Source organism: Sporacetigenium sp. TC11, from assembly GCF_058146105.1.
The window spans coordinates 333,856-355,292 of record NZ_JBYVNY010000003.1; the positions used below are offsets into that span (position 1 = coordinate 333,856).

23 protein-coding genes and 1 other annotated feature are annotated in these 21,437 nt (G+C 27.7%); of the genes, 21 read left to right on the forward strand and 2 right to left on the reverse strand.

Annotation, left to right across the window (positions count from 1 at the left end; translation table 11 throughout):
* Positions 1-12: 12 nt before the first annotated feature.
* The 6 genes from ACUSRV_RS07630 (at position 13) to ACUSRV_RS07655 (ending at position 4,898) form a co-directional block, all read left to right on the forward strand.
* Entirely contained in the window at positions 13-375 is a 363-nt protein-coding gene (locus ACUSRV_RS07630) for a DUF1667 domain-containing protein (protein WP_490141339.1), read from the forward strand.
* Positions 376-387: 12 nt separating this feature from the next.
* Positions 388-1,665, forward strand: coding sequence for an NAD(P)/FAD-dependent oxidoreductase (locus ACUSRV_RS07635; RefSeq protein WP_490141340.1), 1,278 nt, complete (start codon positions 388-390; stop codon positions 1,663-1,665).
* A 131-nt stretch (positions 1,666-1,796) separates the two neighbouring features.
* Positions 1,797-1,970, forward strand: a complete 174-nt coding sequence (locus ACUSRV_RS07640) for a DUF1540 domain-containing protein (protein ID WP_490141341.1) — start codon at positions 1,797-1,799, stop codon at positions 1,968-1,970.
* A gap of 119 nt (positions 1,971-2,089) precedes the next feature.
* Positions 2,090-2,551 carry a hypothetical protein gene (locus ACUSRV_RS07645; RefSeq protein ID WP_490141342.1) on the forward strand — a complete coding sequence of 154 codons (462 nt, stop codon included), beginning with the start codon at positions 2,090-2,092 and terminating at the stop codon, positions 2,549-2,551.
* Positions 2,552-2,673: 122 nt separating this feature from the next.
* On the forward strand, positions 2,674-4,206 hold the full coding sequence (locus tag ACUSRV_RS07650) for a YfcC family protein (RefSeq protein ID WP_490141343.1): 1,533 nt from the start codon (positions 2,674-2,676) through the stop codon (positions 4,204-4,206).
* Between the two features lie 152 nt (positions 4,207-4,358).
* Complete coding sequence (locus tag ACUSRV_RS07655; protein ID WP_490141344.1) at positions 4,359-4,898, forward strand: hypothetical protein; 540 nt, start codon at positions 4,359-4,361, stop codon at positions 4,896-4,898.
* A gap of 38 nt (positions 4,899-4,936) precedes the next feature.
* Here ACUSRV_RS07655 and ACUSRV_RS07660 read toward each other — a convergent pair whose 3' ends face one another.
* Complete coding sequence (locus tag ACUSRV_RS07660; RefSeq protein WP_490141345.1) at positions 4,937-5,452, reverse strand: hypothetical protein; 516 nt, start codon at positions 5,450-5,452, stop codon at positions 4,937-4,939.
* Positions 5,453-5,686: 234 nt separating this feature from the next.
* On the opposite strand from ACUSRV_RS07660, the gene ACUSRV_RS07665 reads away from it, so the two are divergent.
* From ACUSRV_RS07665 to ytvI, 13 genes are all read left to right on the forward strand, one after another.
* On the forward strand, positions 5,687-6,205 hold the full coding sequence (locus ACUSRV_RS07665) for a 3'-5' exonuclease (protein WP_490141346.1): 519 nt from the start codon (positions 5,687-5,689) through the stop codon (positions 6,203-6,205).
* Positions 6,206-6,270: 65 nt separating this feature from the next.
* Positions 6,271-6,588, forward strand: a complete 318-nt coding sequence (locus ACUSRV_RS07670; RefSeq protein ID WP_490141347.1) for a hypothetical protein — start codon at positions 6,271-6,273, stop codon at positions 6,586-6,588.
* The gene (locus ACUSRV_RS07675; protein ID WP_490141348.1) at positions 6,567-7,595 is read left to right on the forward strand and encodes a serine/threonine-protein kinase; all 1,029 of its coding nucleotides are present in this window, start codon (positions 6,567-6,569) and stop codon (positions 7,593-7,595) included. The genes ACUSRV_RS07670 and ACUSRV_RS07675 overlap by 22 nt, the downstream gene beginning before the upstream one ends.
* Before the next feature lie 202 nt (positions 7,596-7,797).
* Positions 7,798-9,249, forward strand: a complete 1,452-nt coding sequence (locus tag ACUSRV_RS07680) for a glycoside hydrolase family 32 protein (protein WP_490141349.1) — start codon at positions 7,798-7,800, stop codon at positions 9,247-9,249.
* A 238-nt stretch (positions 9,250-9,487) separates the two neighbouring features.
* Positions 9,488-10,114 carry a L,D-transpeptidase family protein gene (locus ACUSRV_RS07685; protein ID WP_490141350.1) on the forward strand — a complete coding sequence of 209 codons (627 nt, stop codon included), beginning with the start codon at positions 9,488-9,490 and terminating at the stop codon, positions 10,112-10,114.
* A gap of 136 nt (positions 10,115-10,250) precedes the next feature.
* Positions 10,251-11,291 carry a BMP family lipoprotein gene (locus tag ACUSRV_RS07690; RefSeq protein ID WP_490141351.1) on the forward strand — a complete coding sequence of 347 codons (1,041 nt, stop codon included), beginning with the start codon at positions 10,251-10,253 and terminating at the stop codon, positions 11,289-11,291.
* A 90-nt stretch (positions 11,292-11,381) separates the two neighbouring features.
* A complete protein-coding gene (locus tag ACUSRV_RS07695) occupies positions 11,382-12,866 on the forward strand; it encodes a YjjI family glycine radical enzyme (protein WP_490141352.1) in 1,485 nt (494 codons plus the stop codon).
* 1 nt (position 12,867) lies between these two features.
* Positions 12,868-13,701, forward strand: a complete 834-nt coding sequence (locus ACUSRV_RS07700; protein ID WP_490141353.1) for a YjjW family glycine radical enzyme activase — start codon at positions 12,868-12,870, stop codon at positions 13,699-13,701.
* Positions 13,702-13,823: 122 nt separating this feature from the next.
* Complete coding sequence (locus ACUSRV_RS07705; protein ID WP_490141354.1) at positions 13,824-14,336, forward strand: type I restriction enzyme HsdR N-terminal domain-containing protein; 513 nt, start codon at positions 13,824-13,826, stop codon at positions 14,334-14,336.
* Positions 14,337-14,579: 243 nt separating this feature from the next.
* Entirely contained in the window at positions 14,580-15,233 is a 654-nt protein-coding gene (locus tag ACUSRV_RS07710; protein WP_490141355.1) for a hypothetical protein, read from the forward strand.
* 59 nt (positions 15,234-15,292) lie between these two features.
* Positions 15,293-15,781, forward strand: coding sequence for a hypothetical protein (locus ACUSRV_RS07715; protein WP_490141356.1), 489 nt, complete (start codon positions 15,293-15,295; stop codon positions 15,779-15,781).
* A 59-nt stretch (positions 15,782-15,840) separates the two neighbouring features.
* Positions 15,841-16,099: a binding site (T-box leader), on the forward strand.
* A 143-nt stretch (positions 16,100-16,242) separates the two neighbouring features.
* A complete protein-coding gene (locus ACUSRV_RS07720; RefSeq protein WP_490141357.1) occupies positions 16,243-16,770 on the forward strand; it encodes a tryptophan transporter in 528 nt (175 codons plus the stop codon).
* A 223-nt stretch (positions 16,771-16,993) separates the two neighbouring features.
* A complete protein-coding gene (gene ytvI / locus ACUSRV_RS07725) occupies positions 16,994-18,088 on the forward strand; it encodes a sporulation integral membrane protein YtvI (RefSeq protein WP_490141358.1) in 1,095 nt (364 codons plus the stop codon).
* A 48-nt stretch (positions 18,089-18,136) separates the two neighbouring features.
* Here the strand turns inward: ytvI and ACUSRV_RS07730 are convergent, their stop codons facing one another.
* Entirely contained in the window at positions 18,137-19,471 is a 1,335-nt protein-coding gene (locus ACUSRV_RS07730) for an amino acid permease (protein ID WP_490141359.1), read from the reverse strand.
* Positions 19,472-19,868: 397 nt separating this feature from the next.
* Between ACUSRV_RS07730 and ACUSRV_RS07735 the strand changes: the two genes are divergently transcribed.
* Together ACUSRV_RS07735 and ACUSRV_RS07740 are read left to right on the forward strand one after the other, a co-directional pair.
* Complete coding sequence (locus tag ACUSRV_RS07735; RefSeq protein WP_490141360.1) at positions 19,869-20,555, forward strand: sigma factor; 687 nt, start codon at positions 19,869-19,871, stop codon at positions 20,553-20,555.
* Positions 20,545-21,426 (forward strand): anti-sigma factor domain-containing protein, encoded by an 882-nt coding sequence (locus tag ACUSRV_RS07740; protein WP_490141361.1) that lies wholly within the window; start codon positions 20,545-20,547, stop codon positions 21,424-21,426. The genes ACUSRV_RS07735 and ACUSRV_RS07740 overlap by 11 nt, the downstream gene beginning before the upstream one ends.
* Positions 21,427-21,437: the final 11 nt, after the last annotated feature.

The following is a 21,437-nucleotide window of genomic DNA, read 5'->3' on the forward strand; positions in this document are numbered from 1 at the left end:
AGGTGAAAATAAATGCAAAGTAATATAACTTGTATAGTATGTCCTATGGGATGCAGAATGACTATTACTAAAATAGATGATAGATTTAATGTAGAGGGAAACACATGTAAAAGAGGAGAAAAATATGGAATACAAGAAATTACAGCTCCAAAAAGAATGTTAACTTCTACTGTAAAGATAGAAGGATCAGTTCTTCACATGCTTCCAGTTAAAACTTCTGATTCAATACCTAAAGAAATGGTTTTTGATCTAATGGATATTTTAAATAAAGTAAGAGTAAATGCTCCTATAAAAGTGGGAGACATAATAATAGAAGATGTACTTGGTACAGGAGTTAATATAGTAGCTACTAGAAGTATACAAAAAATAAGCTAGGTGGTGATTAATATGAAGTATGATGTGGTTGTAATAGGAGGTGGACCTGCAGGTCTAGGGGCTGCAGTAGAAGCTAAAAAAACAGGGGCTAAAAATGTAATTATAATAGAAAGAGATAGGGAATTGGGTGGAATACTAAACCAATGTATACACAACGGATTTGGTCTTCATGAATTTAAAGAAGAACTTACAGGGCCAGAATATGCTGAAAAATTTGTGGATATGGCAAAAGAAAATAACGTTGAGTATATGTTAAATGCAATGGTACTTGAAGTAGATGAAAATAAAAATATAGTTGTATTATGTGAAAATGGTGTAAATTATATAAATGCGAAGTCAATAGTTTTGGCTATGGGATGTAGAGAGAGAACAAGAGGTGCTATAGATTTACCTGGTACTAGACCAGCTGGAGTATATACAGCTGGTGCAGCACAAAGATTTATGAATATTGAAGGGTATATTCCAGGTAAGGAAGTAGTAATATATGGATCTGGAGATATAGGATTAATAATGGCTAGAAGAATGACTTTAGAAGGAGCCAAAGTTAAAGCTGTAATTGAGAGAGGTAGCCATTCTAGTGGATTGACCAGAAATATAGTTCAATGTTTAGATGATTTTAATATACCATTACTGCTACAACATGGTATAACTTATATACATGGAGATGGTAGAGTTGAAGGTGTAACTATATCTGAGCTTGACAATACTAAAAATCCTATAGAAGGAAAAGAAACCTTTATACCATGTGATACAGTTTTATTATCAGTAGGGTTAATACCAGAAAATGAATTATCAAGTGATATGGGAGTAGAACTTCACAGGGGAACAAGAGGCCCTATAGTTAACAATAAAATGGAGACTAATATTGAAGGTGTATTTGCTTGTGGTAATGTAGTTCATGTTCATGATCTAGTTGATTTTGTTACTAAAGAAAGTAGAATAGCTGGAAAAAATGCTGCACTATATGCACTTGATATACATGCTAACCAAAGTAAATTAATACAAACCATTCAAGGTGAAGGGGTAAACTATATAGTACCTCAATATATAGATGTAAATAGTGAAGACGAAGTTAGTTTACTTATGAGAGTTAGAGAAATATATAGTAACAAAAAACTAGTAGTTAAATGTGGAGATAAAATAATACTAGAGAAAAAAAGAAATCATATGGTTCCATCTGAAATGGAAAATATAAAAATATCTGTTGATATATTAAAATGTATTGATAGTAATTTAGAAGTATGTGTAGAAGAAGTAAATGTTACAATGAAAGAAGTTGCTTTAGCTTAAATTTATTAAAAAGAACCTGATTTCTATATTAGGTTCTTTTTTGATTATAAAAAAATACATATATAAATTGAGTATTACACATAATATATTTGAGCCGAAAGGTTACATAAAAATAAAAGGAGGTATTTATTATGCATAATATAAACAGAAGTATAGGATGTAATGTTTCAGAATGTAGATTCCATGCTAAAAAAGAAGAGTATTGTTCATTAAACCAAATAAGAGTTGTAAAGCATGAAAATAATGCTAAAACAGTTGAATGTACAGATTGTGGAAGCTTTGAAGCAGATAATTCTAGAAGATAGTACTATATAAGTTGCTAAGAAAAATCTTAGCAACTTTTTTATTGCAAAAAAGTTATTAAACTAAAAAAATTCTAATATAGTTTATTAAGAGTAAAATATCTAATGTAAGGGGTAAAATAATGAACTATATAAAGACATACATAGTACATATATTATTTGGATTATGTTCTACGGTACCTATTGGATTTACAAATTTTTTAATAGCTTTACTACTAGCAGGTCAAAGACCTTTAACTATAAATGGTATATCATCTTTAATAGCTCTAATGTCTTGGGGCGTTTACGGATATTTATGTGGAAAATACAAAGATAATTCATTTTTAAAATTTAATATAGTATTTTGGGCTATAGGCATACTTGTAGCTATATCTAGCGTTTGGATAATAACAGGTCCGGATGCAATTATGACTATTTTAGGGTTTTTATCAATAGTTTACATAGGTCCTGTTTATGGATTATCTTATTTTGTATGGGGAATGAGTAAAAATATAACATTTTTAATAACCGGAATATTAATACATTTTATTATAGGAATTATAGGATATAAAATGGGAAGAATAAAAGACGATGAGAATAAATAATTTCTCATAGTCTTTTTCTTTTTTAACAATAATATATTTTAATACTAAATATTGTAAAATTATTTACAATAATGTATAAGATTGTTATAATTTGAATGATATTAAAAAAGGAAGGTGAAATTATGAGCACAATTCAAAAGAAAAAGAAAATTTCTTTCCCTTCAGCATATACTGTGATATTAATAGTAATGATTCTTGTAATGGGTCTTACTTACTTAATACCAGCAGGTAAGTACTCTAAGCTTACTTATGATGGGGAAATAAACAAATTTGTAGTGGAATCTCCAGTTGGAGATATGAAAGAGTATGATGCAACGCAAAAAACTTTAGATGATTTAGGTGTAAATACGCAAGTTGAAAAATTTACAGATGGGTCTATATATAAGCCGGTTGCAATACCAGGTACTTATGAAAATGTTGAAAGAGAATCAAGAACTTTAACAGGTGCAATAGTTCAATTAATAAATGCTCCAATACAAGGGCTATATGATTCTATAGATATAATAGCATTCGTATTAGTTATAGGTGGTTTAGTTGGAGTTGTAAATCATACAGGGTCATTTACAGCAGGTATAAATGCATTATCTAGAGCTCTGAAAGGTCATGAAAAGTGGCTAATAGTTATAATAACTTCCCTAATAGCTTTAGGAGGAACAACATTTGGACTTGCTGAAGAGACTATAGCATTTTATCCAATAATAGTACCAGTATTTTTAGCTGCAGGATATGATGCAATAGTAGCTATAGCAGCTATTTATATAGGTTCATCTATAGGGTCTATGGCTTCAACAGTTAACCCATTTTCAACCATAATAGCTTCTAATACTGCAGGTATAAACTGGACGGATGGAATGGGATTAAAAGTAGCTATGTTATTAATAGGTACATTAATATGTATAATATATATAATAAGATACGCTGAAAAAGTTAAGAAAGATCCTACTAAGTCTTTAGTATATACACAAAAAACAGAAATAGAAGAAAGATTTTTATCAGAGTATGATGAGTCAAATATACCAGCTTTTAATATAAGAAGAAAAATAATGTTAATATTATTTGCTGCAGCATTTGGAATTATGATATATGGAGTTAAGGAAATAGGTTGGTGGTTCCAAGAAATGACAGCCTTATTCTTAGGAGTTACGTTATTAATGATACCTCTTGCTAAACTTGAAGAAAAAGAATTCGTTGGAGAATTTGTAAGAGGTGCATCAGAACTTCTAGGTGTTGCACTTATTATAGGTTTGGCACGTGGTGTTACTATAGTAATGGATGCTGGTATGATAAGCGATACTATATTAAATGGCTTAAGCACTGTAGTTTCAGGCATGAGTGGAGTATTATTCTCTACAACTATGTTTGTAGTTTACAACATATTAGGATTCTTTATATCTTCTTCATCTGGCCTTGCAGTTTTATCTATGCCGATAATGGCTCCTCTAGCAGACGTAGTTGGAGTAGGAAGAGATGTAGTTGTAAATGCATATCAATATGGATTAGGTTTAATAAGTTTTATAACACCAACAGGATTAATACTAGCATCATTAGCTATGGTTGGTATAACTTATGACAAATGGTTAAAATTTGTTATGCCACTTGTAGGTATAATTGCAGCTTTATCTGTAGTATTATTAGGAATAGGCGTTATGATGTAATTATAAATAAAACCTCTAAGGAGTTGTCCTTAGAGGTTTTTTGCTGTGTCTATAGGCTTATATACAGTAACATAATTATTTTGCTAGGCATAAAATAATTTAGCAAGTAATTATATCTTGCATAAAAATATATAAAAGAAGAGGAGAATGTAATGTATTATAATATGATGAACCCTTATTTTATGAGTTATATCGCGCAAAGACAACAACCAAGTGGCCAAGGTTTTACTAGTCAATTGCCCGGTGGAAATCAAGCACCTAGTGGAGGGATATTATATGTACCTGGAATGGGATATATGACTCTAATGCCAGGGACAACTGTATTTCTTCCAGGAATTGGTTACATGACTTTTACACCAACATTGACTGCAAACATGATAAATCAAATAGGAGCAGGAACAGGAGCAGGAATGCCAGGAGGAGGAACAGGAACATCGCCACTAGGGGGAGGAACAGGAGCAGGAATGCCAGGAGGAGGAACAGGAGCAGGAACGCCAGGAGGAGGAACAGGAGCAGGAACATCACCACTAGGGGGAGGAACAGGAACATCACCACTAGGGGGAGGAACAGGAACATCGCCACTAGGGGGAGGAGCAGGAACATCGCCACTAGGGGGAGGAACAGGAACATCACCACTAGGAGGAGGAACAGGGACATCGCCACTAGGAAGAGTATCAAAATCAAGAAGATAAAGAGAAAACCCTTAAGTAGTATCTTAAGGGTTTTCTCTTTAATTTATTGACAAGTTTAATTTTTTAAAAGTATAATATATAAGTTCTTGAATATATATATCTAATAAAAAGGGCTTATCTTCATCAGATGAAAAATAAGTATTAAATATATTTAACGTAGATAAGGTCATATTTTGAGACAAATCTTGTTGGTATAATTTAGAATTTTTCAACGAATCCGTTATATTTTCAATATCTAAAGATACTTTACAAGAAATACTATTTATAAGATCTTCAGTTATATCAAAGCAAAATAATTTAGTACCTTTTTTAATATAGATATCAAATTCTGTATTAGGTTGAGCTATGATAAATTGATTCTGATTAAAAATAGTTTTATTTTGAGAATCTAGAGATACTTCCATTTCGCCACTTAGCATAACGTAAAAACGGCAGCTATTATCAGGATCAAATACACCATCTTGAGATAAATTATAATTATAATAATTAATCCTAGTATGTTCTGTTTTTATTTCACTTGAAGATAAAGACGATTTTTCGAGATTTAAGAACACAGTTACCACCTCAATATAAAAATTTTACCGTTCAAAATAATAGTAATAATAATTATATAGTAATACAATATTATATAAATTTCAATAAAAAGTTGAAAAATGTCGAAAAAAGTCATGGTAAAAAACGTTACCAAATATAATAATATATAAATTTATTTTATTTTAGAAATTTTTAAAATGAAAATAAAGATTATATTTTAAAAATAATAAATTTATACTAGTGGGAGATATAATATGAATAATTATATAGTTGTAGACTTAGAAACAACTGGACTTGATCCATATAAAGGTTGCGAAATAATAGAAATAGGAATAACAGAAATAATAGAAGGTAAAATAGTAAAAAGTTATTCAAGACTTATAAGGCCTAAATCTTATATACCAGAATTTATAACTGGTATAACAGGAATAACTAATCAAATGGTAATAAATGAAAAATATATAGAAGAAGTCTTGCCTAAGTTTAGAAACTTTATAGGAGAGAAAACTATAATAGCGCACAATGCTAAATTTGATTTAAAGTTTTTAAATTATTATTTAGAATTACAAAATCTAGAGCCTATAACAAAGTTTATATGTACTCTAGAATTGTTGAAGAAAAATAAAAGTTATAAAGGAAAGAATAAAAAATTAGAAACAGCCTGTGAATACTATAATATAGTAAATGACCAGGCGCATAGAGCAGCTAGTGATACATTGGCTACAGCCAAGTTATTTTTAAAGTTAAAGGAAGAAATAGAAACTTTAGTATAATGAACACATACCTTAGTAAATACATATAATTTTATAGGACAGTATTTTTAAGGAGATGTATCATCATGGTAGATATAGGAATTAAAGTTTCTCCTGAGGAGATATATTATACAATATCAAAAAAATTACAGTATAATAAAGAAATTTTGTATTCTTCAAAATTAGTAGTGCCTAAAGCTTTAGATATCCCAGATAAGTTAAGTTTTATAAGAAATACACTTATATCTGCAATAAATCAATATAGTGTTCAAAGTGCAAGTATAAAAATAATTGAAAAAGATATAAAAGATGAAAATATAATAAATTTAATAAAGTTAGAGGGTGTAATACAAGAATTACTTTCAACTAGTGGGGTAGAGATATGGAAATATGCACAAAATTAAATTTAAAAGTTGTAGAAAAGTTAAATTCTGAAGGATCTAATTCAAATTTATATTTAGTTGAAGATCCTCAATTGGGAACATATTTTATATTGAAACAAATAAAGAAATCGAATTTTCATAATCCGTTAAGTTACTTTACTGAAGCTAAAAAAATATATAATACAAGTCATCCGAATATAGTAAATATAGTTCATGGGTCATATGATAATGAATATATATATATAACAATGCCATATTATAAGAAAGGTTCGTTAAATAGTATATTAAATAGTAGGTGCTTAACCGTAAGAGAAATAATTAAATATTCCTTAGATTTTTTATCAGCTGTTCATTATCTTCACACAAAGGGTCTTATGCATTGTGATATAAAGCCTACTAACATACTAATAAGCGATGCAAACAAAGCTGTCTTAGCTGATTTTGGATCATCGAGATGGCTAAATAATTATGGCATGGCAAATCTTAGGAATGTATATTATAAGCATATAGCTCCAGAACAATGTACAACTACTAATATAACAACGAAAGTTGACATATATCAAATAGGAACAACCTTATATAGAATGTGTAATGGTAATAAAGAGTATGATAAACAAATGAGCATATATAAAGATTTAGATGAATTGAAATTAGGCATAATGTATGGGCAATTTCCACAGAGAAATATGTATTTGCCTCATATACCAGATAAGTTGAGATTCATAATAGAAAAATCTTTGGCAATAAGATTAGATAATAGATATGATTCAGTAATGCAGATAATAAATGATTTAGGTAGTATAGAAGAAGATTTGGATTGGGAATATAATAAAATTGATGAAGAACATTATTTATGGTATTTAAAAGAAAATAATATTAAAATATATATGATAAAAGAAAATAACGTATGGATAGTAACTGAAGAATCTGACAATAGTCTGAGAAAGTTTAAAGAAAACAACTATAATTATATAACTTCTAAAGAAGAAGCTTTCAAAATTGTTAAAAATATAATGTACTCTATATAATAAAAAAATTGATTAAAATGCTAACTAAGTCGCATAATAATCAATAATGTAAAATTTAGTAATAAAAACGTGGAAAATGTATAGCATTTAACTAATATATAGTGTAGAATAGAAGAAGCGAGGAATTTAATTGTTATAATTATTTTCTTCGTTTTTATTTTGTTTTTCAGGAAACCGGTATCGTAACTTTTAGGGGGTACTAATGGATAATTTGAACAAAGAGGTTAATAACACAATAAGAGGATTTATAAAGTTAAATAATGACGATAGATATAGTGATAACTGGAGATTGAAATATCACATAATGCCACCTACAGGATGGTTAAATGCTTCGAATGGTATTTGTGAATTTAATGATGAACATCATGTTTTTTATCAGTATTCACCATTTGGAGTGAAAGATGGTATGAATTTTATTGCTCATATTAGTTCAAAAGATTTGATAAATTGGAACGATGTAAGTATACAACTATATCCTTGTGGAAATTACGATGTAGATAGTGTGTATTCTGGGGCAGTATTAGTAGATGGTGGAAATATGAATATGTTTTATACTTCCGATGATAATAAAACAGGAATACAAAGTGTAATCCATATATTAAGTGAAGATGGAGTGGATTTTAAAAATGTAAAAACCATCCTTAGAAATACAGATATTATAGCAGATGCATCTGATGAAATATTAGAGTCATATAATATAATATCAGATTCATTTAGTAAAATATCAGATCCGTATGTATGGAAGGAAAATGAAACCTACTATATGATAATAGGAGGTAAATCTAATTCAAATAGTACCATAGACGTACTTTTATATAAATCTAAGGATTTAATAAAATGGAGATTTTTATCTAACATGGCTATAGATTATAATGATAGTGACATACTGTTAAGGTCACCTAATATACTAAAAATAGATGGTAAACATATACTTACTTTATCATTATACAAAAAAGATAGTGAAAATAATGAGACTTATACAACTGGATATTTTGTAGGCGAACTTAATTTAAATAGTTATATTTATAAAAATTTTGGATTTAACAAGTTGGATAATGGTCATGATTTTTATTTACCTAATATATATAAAGATAGCAAGGGAAGAAATATATTAATAGCTTGTATGGGAACTTATGAAGAACATAATAAACACACAGATCCTACTGTATTTAGAGGTTGGAAAAATGCTTTATCAATACCAAGAGAAATAAAATTACATAAAGAAAAAATAGTTCAAACACCTATAGATGAAATTAAAATGCTTAGAAAAAATAAAATAGAAAAAGAAATAAACTTAAATTGTGTTACAATTGATGAAAGCCTAAAAGGCGAAGTATATGAGATGATAGTAGATATAATAGATATACAAGGTTGTTTTAAAATAAGACTGAGAAGAGAAATAGATATTAAATATGACGATATGAGTAATAAAGTGACTATTTCCCTTGGTAATAGTGGGTATGGTAGAAAAGATAAATCAATAGAAATAAATAAATTAGATAAAATACATATATTTTCAGATTCATCATCAATAGAAATTTTTATAAATGATGGAGAAGAGGTTTTTACTAGTCGTGTATATCCTAATAAAAATGAGGATTTGATTATGTTTAAAGGGAATGGTAAAATACAAGTTAATAAATGGGATTATTAAAAAAATGGCCTTACTTCTTAGAAGTAAGGCCTAGTTATTGCTCTATTCAAAGGGGTATTGGGAATAGAGAATTTAAGGTTATCAGGGGGATAACCACTAAAAATAGAATAACATATTTCGACAAAAATTGCAATGATTTAATAAAAAGTTAAGTGGGTTTAGTTATCTATCTTTTCATGCAAAAATATGCCGAAATTATCACTATTAAACATAGAATCTAATAGTATAATAGTGGGGGGTGATTTCTATATTTAAATTTGTAAATGCTTCTTTATTAAATATCAGAAAAGGACCGGGAACTAATCACCAGATAATAAAAGGTATTCCAAAAGGAGAACAAGTTGAAGTATTGTCTATACAAGGTGGTTGGAGTAATATAAAATACAATGATATTGTAGGGTATGTATCGAGTGAGTATCTAATTGATGATATAGTTTTACAAGAAGATAGAGATTTAGTAAATTATTTAAATAACAATAATATTACTAGTAAAACGAATTATCTTATATATACAAAGCTTAGCAACAGGCACACCTATGTTTTTGAAAAAATAAATGATAAGTGGGAATTAAAATTTAAGTGGTTATGTACAATAGGAAAACAAGTATCTCAGACTATAGTAGGTTTATATGAAGTAGGGATAAAATACCCTGTTTATAGAGATAAAACGTATATGGTTAAATATGTAATTCAAATATTTGATGATTATTATTACCACTCTATACTATATAATACAGATGAGGTAACTATAAAAGATGATAGATTAGGCTTAGAATTAAGTTTAGGCTGTATAAGATTAGCTACAGATAATGCAAAATGGCTTTATTATTATATGCCTTCTACAACTAAAATAATAATAAATTAAGGTTGCAAACTGCAACCTTTTTTAATTTGTGCATATAATATATACGATATAAAATACTATATTGCTTGATAACATAATATTTGGTATAATTTTACTGCGAAATCGATTTTTCGACAAAGAAAGGGTGTGTAATTAAGTGAAATTAAAAAGGAAAATAAGCAGTGTAATTTTAACTATGGTATTGGGAGCATCTATGCTGGTTGGATGTGCAGGAAAAACTGATAATGCAAAAACTGATGCAAATGTTAAAATTGGTATGATAACAGATGTAGGTGGAGTAAATGACCAATCTTATAACCAATCAGCTTGGGAAGGCTTAGAAAAGGCTGAAAAAGAGTTAGGAATAGATGTAAACTACTTAGAATCAAAACAGGATTCTGACTATGTAACTAACATAGAAACTATGGTAGACAATGAAAATGATTTAATAATAGGTGTTGGATATAAAATGGCAGAGGCTATTTATCAAGCAGCACAAGACTATCCAGAACAAAAATTTGCCATAATAGATTATAATTATGAAGAAGAAGGAAAAGAAATTCCAGAAAACTTAAAATGTATATTATTCAATGAAAAAGATGCATCATATTTAGTAGGTTTAGTTGCAGGAAAAATGACTACAACAAATAAAGTAGCATTTATAGGTGGTATGGAATCTGCAGTAATACAAAGATTTGAATATGGATATATGGCTGGAGTCAAAGATGCTAGCCCTAAAGTTGAAGTGATATCTCAATATGCAAACTCATTCTCAGATGCAGCAAAAGGTAAGTCAATAGCTAACCAAATGTATTCAAGTGGTACAGATGTAATATTTATAGCAGCAGGAAATGTTGGAACTGGAGCTATAGAAGCTGCAAAGGAAACTAATAAATATGCTATAGGTGTTGATAGAGATCAAAATGATTTAGCTAAAGATAATGTTATAACTTCAGCTATGAAGAGAGTTGATGTTGGTGTTTATGAAACAGCTAAAGAATTAAAGGATAATAACTTTGGTGGTGGACAAGCTAAAATATATGGATTAAATGAAGGAGCAGTAGGATTAGCTCCAACTACTGAGAAACTTGTACCTAAAGATATATTAGATTTTGCAAAACAACAAGAAGAAAAAATAAAAAATGGTGAAATAAAAGTTCCGTCAACAGAAAAAGAGTATAAAGCTTATATAAAATAATTATATAATAAAGGGGAGTGACAAAATTATAGAATGCTATAATATTTCACTTCCCTTTATTATTAAAAATACTTTAGAAGGAGTGACATCATGAATAATGTGTTAAATATTATAAAAGATAAAACTATAACATATGAACAAAAGGTGTTAAATTTAGCTCGTGAAGCTGAAAATAGCTTAAATATATTAAATATAGGTGAAGAAGTTAAAGATTATAGAGAAGAAGGTATAATATGTGATTTAAATGAAGGAAATGCACCTTATAGACCTAGATATATAGTTGCTGATTATGAGAAGTTTATGAAACAAGGAAGTAAACTTTTAAAGCTAAATCCTCCAAAGGATATATGGGAAGCAGTTAATAATTTACTTATTTTGTATAAACACGTTCCATCAATAACATCTTTTCCAGTATATATAGGAAATATAGATACTTTATTAGATCCTTTTATAGTAGATGAAGAAGAAAGTTATAAAGCAATAAAATTGTTTTTAACTCATATAGATAGAACTATAACAGATTCCTTTTGCCATGGAAATATAGGACCTAGAGATTCAAAGGCAGCAAGAATTATATTAAAAGCAGAAAGAGAACTCGAAAATGCAATTCCAAATATAACATTAAAATATTCAAAAGAAACTCCAAAAGAATTAGCTATAGAAAGTATAAAAACAGCTTTAAAAACTGCAAAGCCAAGCTTTGCTAACGATGAGATATTTAGAAAAGACCTAAATGGAGAATATGCAATAGTAAGTTGTTATAATGGACTTAATATTGGGGGAGGAAGTTATACATTAGTTAGATTAAATTTAAATAAATTAAGTAATAAAGCTAGTGGTATAGAAGATTTCTTAGAAAATATACTTCCACATGCAGCAAAACTTATGAATTATTATATAGATGAAAGAATAAAGTTTATTGTTGAAGAAAGTAATTTCTTTGAAAGTAATTTTTTAGTTAAAGAAAATCTTATAAATAAAGATAAATTTACTGCTATGTTTGGATTGATTGGACTTGCTGAATGTGTAAACAACTTACTTAATGCTACAAATGAGAATGATAGATTTGGACATAATAAAGTAGCTGATGACTTAGGAGTAAAAATAATAGAAAAATTAAATGAAGAAGTTAAAAACCATAAGAATAAATATTGTAGTATAACAGAAGGAAACTTTGTTTTACATGCTCAAGTTGGTATAGAGACTGATAAAGGGACTAGTCCAGGGTGTAGAATTCCTATAGGGGAAGAGCCAGAACTTTTTGTTCATCTATTACAAAGTTCAAGATTTCATAAATACTTTCCATCAGGAATAGGTGATATATTCCCATTTGATATGACAACTAATAATAATCCAGAGTATATATTAGATATAATAAATGGAGCATTTAATAATGGAATGAGATACTTTTCATTATATTCTAGTGATGCAGATGTAATAAGAATAACTGGTTATCTAGTAAAAAAATCTGATATAGAAAAATTAAATAAAGGAGAACAAGTTTTACAAGACACAGTTGCCTTAGGTCTTGGAGCTGTTAAAAACAGCAAGATATTAGAAAGAAAGGTTAGATAATATGAAAGCCTTAATTAATAAAATACTTCCATTTAGTTCTGTAGATGGTCCTGGAAATAGAAGTATAATATTTTTTCAAGGATGTAATTTTGATTGCCTTTATTGTCATAACCCAGAAACTATAAATATATGTAATAATTGCGGGTTATGTATAAATTCATGTAATTACAATTGTTTAAGCTTAGAATCAAAAAAAATAAAATACGATAAAAATAACTGCAAAAATTGTGATTATTGTTTAAAGGGATGTAAAACTAATAGTAGTCCTAAGGTTATGAAAAAGACTGTAGATGAGTTAGTAAATGAAATTTTGAAATATAAGACATTTATTTCAGGAATAACTGTATCTGGTGGCGAATGCACTTTACAAAGAGATTTTATGGTAGAATTATTTAGAGAAATAAAGAAAATAGGTCTTAGTATTTTTGTGGATACAAATGGAACCTATGATTTTGCTAATGACATAGAGCTTGTTAATTTAATAGACAATGTAATGTTAGATATAAAGTCATTTGATCCTAAAGAACATGAAATGCTTACAGGAATGAATAATAAAATTGTATTAAAAAATGCTAATTACCTAGGGTCTATAGGCAAACTATATGAAGTAAGAACAGTAATAGTTCCTGATATATTAGATAATGAATATAACGTAGATACTATAAGTAAACTTATAGTATCTATTGACCGAAATATAAGATATAAAATAATTAAGTATAGATCTATAGGTGTAAGAGAAGACAAAATAAAATCAGTATCTCCTGACGATGAATATATGGATATATTAAATGATATAGCTATAAATAATGGATGTATGGACGTAATAGTAGTATAAAAGTGCAATCTTTAATTAGATTGCACTTTAATTATTGTAAAATATTGGTTTAACCTATATACTAAATGGTAAATAATAAATAAGAAATAGTAATTATTACATATATGAGAGGAGAAATTTAAATGTCTAAAGAAATGGTACGTCAAAAAATGGTAGATTATTTAAAAAACGAGCTTAAAGTTCCTGAAAAAGGTATAGAACTAGATGTGTCTTTATCTGATTTTGAAGAAAATGAGGAAGGAACTATAGACATATTAGTAAGTTATATAGATGAAGAAGATTTTTATAACCCAATTATGGTAATTGAATGCCTAGAGGAAAATACTCCAATAGACATAGAATCTGGAGAACTTGATGAAACAATAGATAAGTTAGGATACTTTGATCAAGTTGTTACAGCAGGAAGAATAGTTTTAGCTAATAAAGACAATTTATTATTAATAAGACATGATGATGCAACTGGAGAATACTATGTTGATGAAAAAATGCCAAATTACGAACAAATGGTTCAAGAATTACAACATATGTTAGCAAATCCTCCTGAGCATAACCATGATCACGAACATGGTTGCGGATGTGGGCATGACCATAATGAAGGTGGATGTGGTTGTGGAGATGATTGTGGCTGTCATTAATAATTAACAGCGATTGGCACTTGTTTTATAGGATTAATCTATAATACAAGTGCCTTTTGTAATTGAGATAATTGACTATGATTATATACAGTGGTATAGTGTTAATGTTCTATACATAATATTAATACTGTTATATTGACATTTTTATATATTTGTGTGAAAATTCAAATAATACTTTATTAAACTAATAAGTAATATTATAATAGTATAATATAGGGAATTCTCTCAAAAGGAGGACAGAATATGACAAAAAGACTTTACTCTGTAGCGTTATTTATTGCTATAGCTTTGGCTATAGTAGGTTGTTCATATAATCAAGATATTAAGGATTCGGTAAATGGATATTTAGAAGCTATAAAAGAATTTAGAATAAGTGAAATTGAAGATTATATGTCAATAAAACAAGAAGATATTATAAGTGAATATATATCACAAAATCTACAAGATGATATACCAAATCCATCAAAGGCTTTAGATTTATTAAGAACTATTACTTCTAAAATAGAGTACAATATAGTTTCAATTAATACTAAAGGAGAAAAATCAACTGTAGTTATAAATATAAAAACTGTTGATTCAAAACATATATTAAAGGAATCTTACCCGGGTATATCTAAATATATTTCTATAAAAGAAGGAAGAAATATTTCTGAAGGAAAAACTTATCTGCAATTAAATAAGACAGCTTTTGATAGAATGACAGATATTATAATGAATAATATAAATGATCCGAAAACACCTTATATAGAAAATAAAGTTAAATTACACTTAACATATAATAAAAAAAATGGTAGATGGATAGTAAATAAAGATAAAAAAATGGTGGATGATTTACAAAATGCAATACTAGGTGATTTTCCTGATGTATTAAAAAAACTTAAAAGTGAGAAAATGTAAAGAGTACTGTTTGAATAGTACTCTTTACATTTATATTTATTAGAATAGGAGGATATCTAATGATTTCAGATATACAAAAATATGAACATATAAATGACGTTAGAAATAGAGATTCTATAACTGAAAAGTTTAGCAGTGATTCAATAAATTATCATTATAAAATAACTGATTTAGCAGATGAGCTAGAGAAGTTTTTCTATGGAATGATGTCAGAAGCAATAAGAACTAAACAAATTGAAGAGTTTAATAAAAATGAGGATAATAGACTAAGAATAGCATACTATTTTAATTATTTTAGCATATATATTAATAAATGGATTTATAATCCATCAGGTGATGAATTACAAGACGGACCATCTAAAAACTATGGAGATGAACTACAATGTTTTTTACCTATAAAGCCAAATGATTATAAATATATAGACAAGTGTTTTAGATTTTTAAATAAAATGAAAGACCTTTTAGATAATGAAAAAAGATTTTTCTTTGAAATAATATATAAGTACCACACAAATGCCAGTAGATTATATAAAATTATTGACAAATAACTCAAAAAGTTGTAACATTTATTAAAATAAGTAATATATATAATATTAAAATAAAATATTAAAAATCGTTGAGTAAGAGTAGTAGGTATTGCTAACTCGTTACAGAGAGCTGGAGATGGTGAGAACCAGTACGATAGGTTGTATTGAATGGACTTACGAGAGGTTAGTTGAACGTATTTTTATACTAGTATGCTGCCCGGGTTCCGCCGTTAAAAGGATATGGTATCAGATTTTATCTCGTACCAGAATAAGTGGGCTATTCTTATTTATAGAAGGCCAACAGAGGTGGTACCACGGTATGTATATATCGCCCTCTACATAGTTGAACTATGTAGAGGGCGTTTTTTAATTTCAAGGAAGCGAATTTTGAGGAGGTGATGATATGCTGTGAACTATAATTAAAAATACAATTATTAATTTAGCAAGTATATTAAATTTTATTATTGAAGGGATTGGTAAATATGAATACAAAAAAAATGGTTTTAAATTCTGTATTTTTAGCGGTAGGAGCAGTTCTTCATCAGATAACTCCACCAATTGTTTTAGGAATGAAGCCTGATTTTTTACTGGCTGTGCTACTTATAATATTGGTTTTAAATGATGATTATAAATCTTGTATTTGTGCAGGAATAGTAGCAGGATTAATATCAGCAGCTACTACAGGATTTCCAGGCGGACAGATACCTAATTTTTTAGATAAAATAATAACTGTAAATATTATGTTTGTATTTTTAAAATCTTTAAAACCTATAAAAAACAATAAAATTAAAGTTATCTTGAATTCTCTAATAGGAACTATAATAAGCGGATCGGTATTTTTATCAATTGCTTCTCTTATAGCTGGCCTTCCAGCTAAGTTTAGCATACTATTCATTACTGTGGTACTTCCTGCAAGTTTAATAAACTGTATAGCAGGGGTTATAATATATAGTGCTATAAATAGAGCTTATGGTAATAAAGGAGCAATTAATAATACAAGTAGATCATAAATTAATATAATAATTAATGGGCTTATAGTTTTAACTGTAAGCCCATTAATTGGTTAAAGTAAATAAAGTTCAATAAATAACAAAATTGTAAATTTTGTAATATCACTTGAAGAAATCCATGATATAATTTAAAATAACAATGATATATACTAAATTTATATAAGCCTTTCTCAGATAGTTTTTCCAATTGAGATTGTATTGTAAATATATAGGAGGTAATCTTATGGAGAAAAGCTATACTTTAGATTTGAAAAAATTAAAAAAATTATTAGGAATAATTATTGGGATGGTAATAGGTATAGTAGTTATTTACAAATCTATAACTTATATAGCCCCATTTATTTTAGCTTTAATACTTTCATTACTTATGGAACCTATTATAAAATTTCTAGTCGATAAAGCAAAAATTCCTAGAAAAGCATCTGTAGCACTTAGTATAGTAATTATTTTAGGAGTTATCGGTTTTGTTATAACAACTATTATTATAAAATTTGTGCGACAAATAAGAGGTCTATTGTCTAATATTCCTCATTTTGTAGGACAAACATATGATACTATAAATGGTTTATCTAGCAAAGATATAAGCCCAGAATATTTGGATTTATATACACAAATAATGCAAAATATAAATGGAATACTTGATAATGTACTTAGCAATGTAGCTAAAATTACAGATGTAATTTTAAAGGGAGCATTTAATACGGCAAGTTCATTTCCGGAAATTTTGCTATTTATTATAGCAACAATTATGTCTACTTACTTTATTGCAAGTTATAGAGAAAATATAATTAAATGGGCAAGTACTCAGCTACCTGAGAAGTGGTATGTAAATATATGTAGTATAAAAAATAATGTTTTTGGATCTATAGGCAAACTAATAAGAGCTTACATAATAATAGTGTCTATAACATTTACAGAATTATTTATTGGATTTTCAATAATAGGAATAGACCATACGTTAATATTGGCTATAATAGTAAGTATTGTAGATTTACTACCTGTATTAGGAACAGGAGTTATAATTATGCCATGGGCAGTTTATCAATTATTAGTAGGAGAATTGTTTACTGGCGTTTCATTAATTGTACTATGGGCTTTAATACTTATAATAAGACAAATGATAGAGCCTAAAATAATAGGTAGTCAAATTGGAGTTAATCCATTATTAACTCTAATGGGAATATACGTAGGATTTAAATTAATAGGAGCAGCAGGTTTGATTTTAGGACCTATTACAGTTGTTATTTTAAAAGCTATATTATCAGTATGTATAAAAGAAAGAAATATAAAAGAGTTGTTATTAAAACCAAATGAATAATAAATCATTTCATAAAAAAAACCTACATATGTAGGTTTTTTTATAATTTTATGTGTTTTTTTTCTGAATTTGTATATAAATATAAAGCGGAATACCAATAAGCATTGATATAAATCCCCACATAACTGTTTCTGCACCAGAACCGTAAATAGCATATAGGACATAAACAAATCCTAAAAGAGGGAGTATTGAATTTTTTATAAAATTACCAACACTAATCTTTTTATCATGTTGAACAATAAGAACAATTTCTGCAGCAGAACCTGCTCCATATGCAACTAAAAATGCTAGAGTCGCAAGTAAAATTAAGAAATTATATGCTGAGTTTAATCCATTAATGCAATTCATAATAAGGACTATATTCATAGCAATACCGGAGATTATAAGTGATGATTTAGGTGTGAAAAATTTTTTATCAATATTACCGAAAATTTTTGGAAATAAATTATTTTCAGCGGCGGCAAATGCTGATCTTGCAGCAATAAGAATACCGCTATTTAAAGCGCCTATTGTCGAAACTATAACTGCAATTGATATAAAAACTCCTCCCCATGTACTACCAGTCATTAAATTCATCATATCAGCTATTGGAGCTTCAGATTTTGCAAGTTCACTTTGAGGCATTACCCCAATTGCCATAGCACTTACAAGAATATATACAATTGCGACTATTAAAGTTCCATATAATGTACTTCTCTTTAGGTTTTTTTCAGGATTTTTTATTTCGCCAGCTACTGTTGTTGAACTTTCAAAACCGACTAGTGCCCATAAAGTCACAGCAATTGCTGAAGGTACAGTATTTATAGAAGAAACTTCTGGAGATGATGAAGCAGTAAAATACTCAGGATGAAAATTAAAGGCTGCTAATATTACAAATATTAGTAATGGAAGAAGTTTACAAATAGTTGTAATTATTTGAAAAGATCCAGCGTTTTTAACACCAGATATATTTATAAATGTAATTCCCCATAAAACAAGTGAAGCAACTATAAACCCTATTAACTTATTGTCGCCTACAATTGGAACGATATATCCTACATATCTAATCATAGCTGTAATTACTGCTGCATTTCCAACCCAAAGAGCTATCCAGTAGGTCCATGAAACTAAAAAAGCTGCAAAACTACCAAATGCTTTTTCCGTATAAACTATACATCCTCCAGTACTAGGAAACTTTGATGCAAGATTTGAAAAGCTAAGCGCTAGAAGAAGTGATCCTGTAATTGTAATTACCCATGCAACCATTGTTGATGTTGGGTTTGCATTTGCAGCTAAATTTTGAGGGATAACAAATATCCCTGATGCAATTGTATTACCAACAACAATTGAAATAGCGGCTAAGAGACCAAGCTCTCTTTTTAATTTAGGTTGTTTATTTTCCATTATACCACCTCCCATATACATATATTTATATGGGAAAATATATATTAATGTGCAATATTAATACTTGATTTTAAAAAAATTTAATTTGATATATAAAAAATAAAGTGTGTATACAGATGACATACCTAGTGTGTGGGCAAGGGTAATCATTTTGTGAAGTATACACACTTTAAAAATTAATTTTTTACCTTGGGTTAACTTAATATATTTTTTATAGTTATATCAACCTCCTTGTTTTAGTTTAATTAATAGACGTATATTTAGAGTTAGTTATATTTACGTAAATTAATTGGATTTTATAGGTAATTTTGGAAAAAAATATTTTTTTTTGTACCTACTAAAAAAAACTGATATACTCGTATATATTAATTGAAGGAAGGTGGTGTCTTAAATCACTATGCTAGTTAACAAAGACAGAGATAAATTTATAGCAGAAAATAAGACATTTGTCCAAAATACAGCAAATAATATATGTAAAAAAAGATTATGCTGGGAAAATGATGATGAACTTAGTATTGCTCTTATAGCATTTAATTCAGCTTGTGAAAATTATAAAGAAAGTAAAGGAAATTTCTTTTCATATGCAAAAGTTGTTATGAGAAATGCTCTTATAGACTTTTTTAGAAAAGGAAAAAATAACGATTATTTGGTTTTTTCAAATGATGATGATAATGAGCAAAATTATATAGATAGTAGATTATCTTTGAGTGAACATGAAAAACAGATAGAAAATAAATTAAGGAAAGAAGAAATTAAAATGCTATCGGCTGAACTTATAGATTATCAACTTGCTTTTTCAGACCTTGTAAACTCATCACCATCTCATAGAGACACTAGAGATGAAATTTTGACTATAGTATTTAGATGTATCAAAGATAATTCTATTGTAGAGCATATAAAAAATAAAAAGAGATTGCCTGTAAAACAAATAATTATTTTAACTGGTAAAAACAGAAAGTATATAGAAAAGTGGCGGAGATATATACTAGCTTTAATAATAATTTTATCTAATGAAAATTATAATTATATTAAGTCGTATTTAAATTTAAAATTAGAGAGTGAGGTGATAGATAATGAAAACTAAAACTGGTATAGTCATGGAGATTAAAGGCAATGTAACCTACATAATGACACAAAATGGTGAATTTGAGAAAGTTAAAATTAAAAGCTATCAACCTTCTATAGGAGAGATATATACTGGAGAGGTTTATATGAAACATAATAATATTAAATACTTTGTTTCTGCTGCTTCAGTATTTTTATGTGTAGCCTTAGCAGGTACTTCATATGCTTATTACAAACCAGTTAATTCATTAATTGTTAAATTTGATAATATAGATACAAAAATTTATATTAATAAGTTTAATAAAATAATAAAAGTACATACTAAAGAAGAATCTGAACCTGTGGTAGAATCTTTAAAATTAAGGAATAGAGATATAAATGATGGTTTAACTCAAATAGTTGATGCATCAAAAGGGACTGATAATCAAAATAATTTATTCGTTAAGATAAAAACTAATAATAAAGTTGAAAGTAAATTAGATATAGAAAAATTCAAAGAAAATATGCAAGAAAAAAATATAGATTATAGTATAGATAAAAAAACTGAAAACAAAAGTGAAAAAAATTTAAAAAACAAAACTAAAGAAATGAAAATTAATAAAGAAAAAGAAACAGAAGATAATAAAACTATTAAAAACTCAAATATAAATAGTAATAAAATAGATAAAACTATTCAAAATAATAAAGAAAATCAAAATTCCAATAATATTTTAAATGATGTTAAAAAAGATGAAAAAGATAATAAACAAAAAAATGATAAAAGTGATACTAAAAATAAAATGATAATTGAAATTAACAATAGTAATATAGAAAATAAGAATAAAAAAGAATATAAAGAAGATAAAAAAGAAGACAAAGAAAATAAAAATAATAATAAAAAAACTAAGTAGATACACTATAA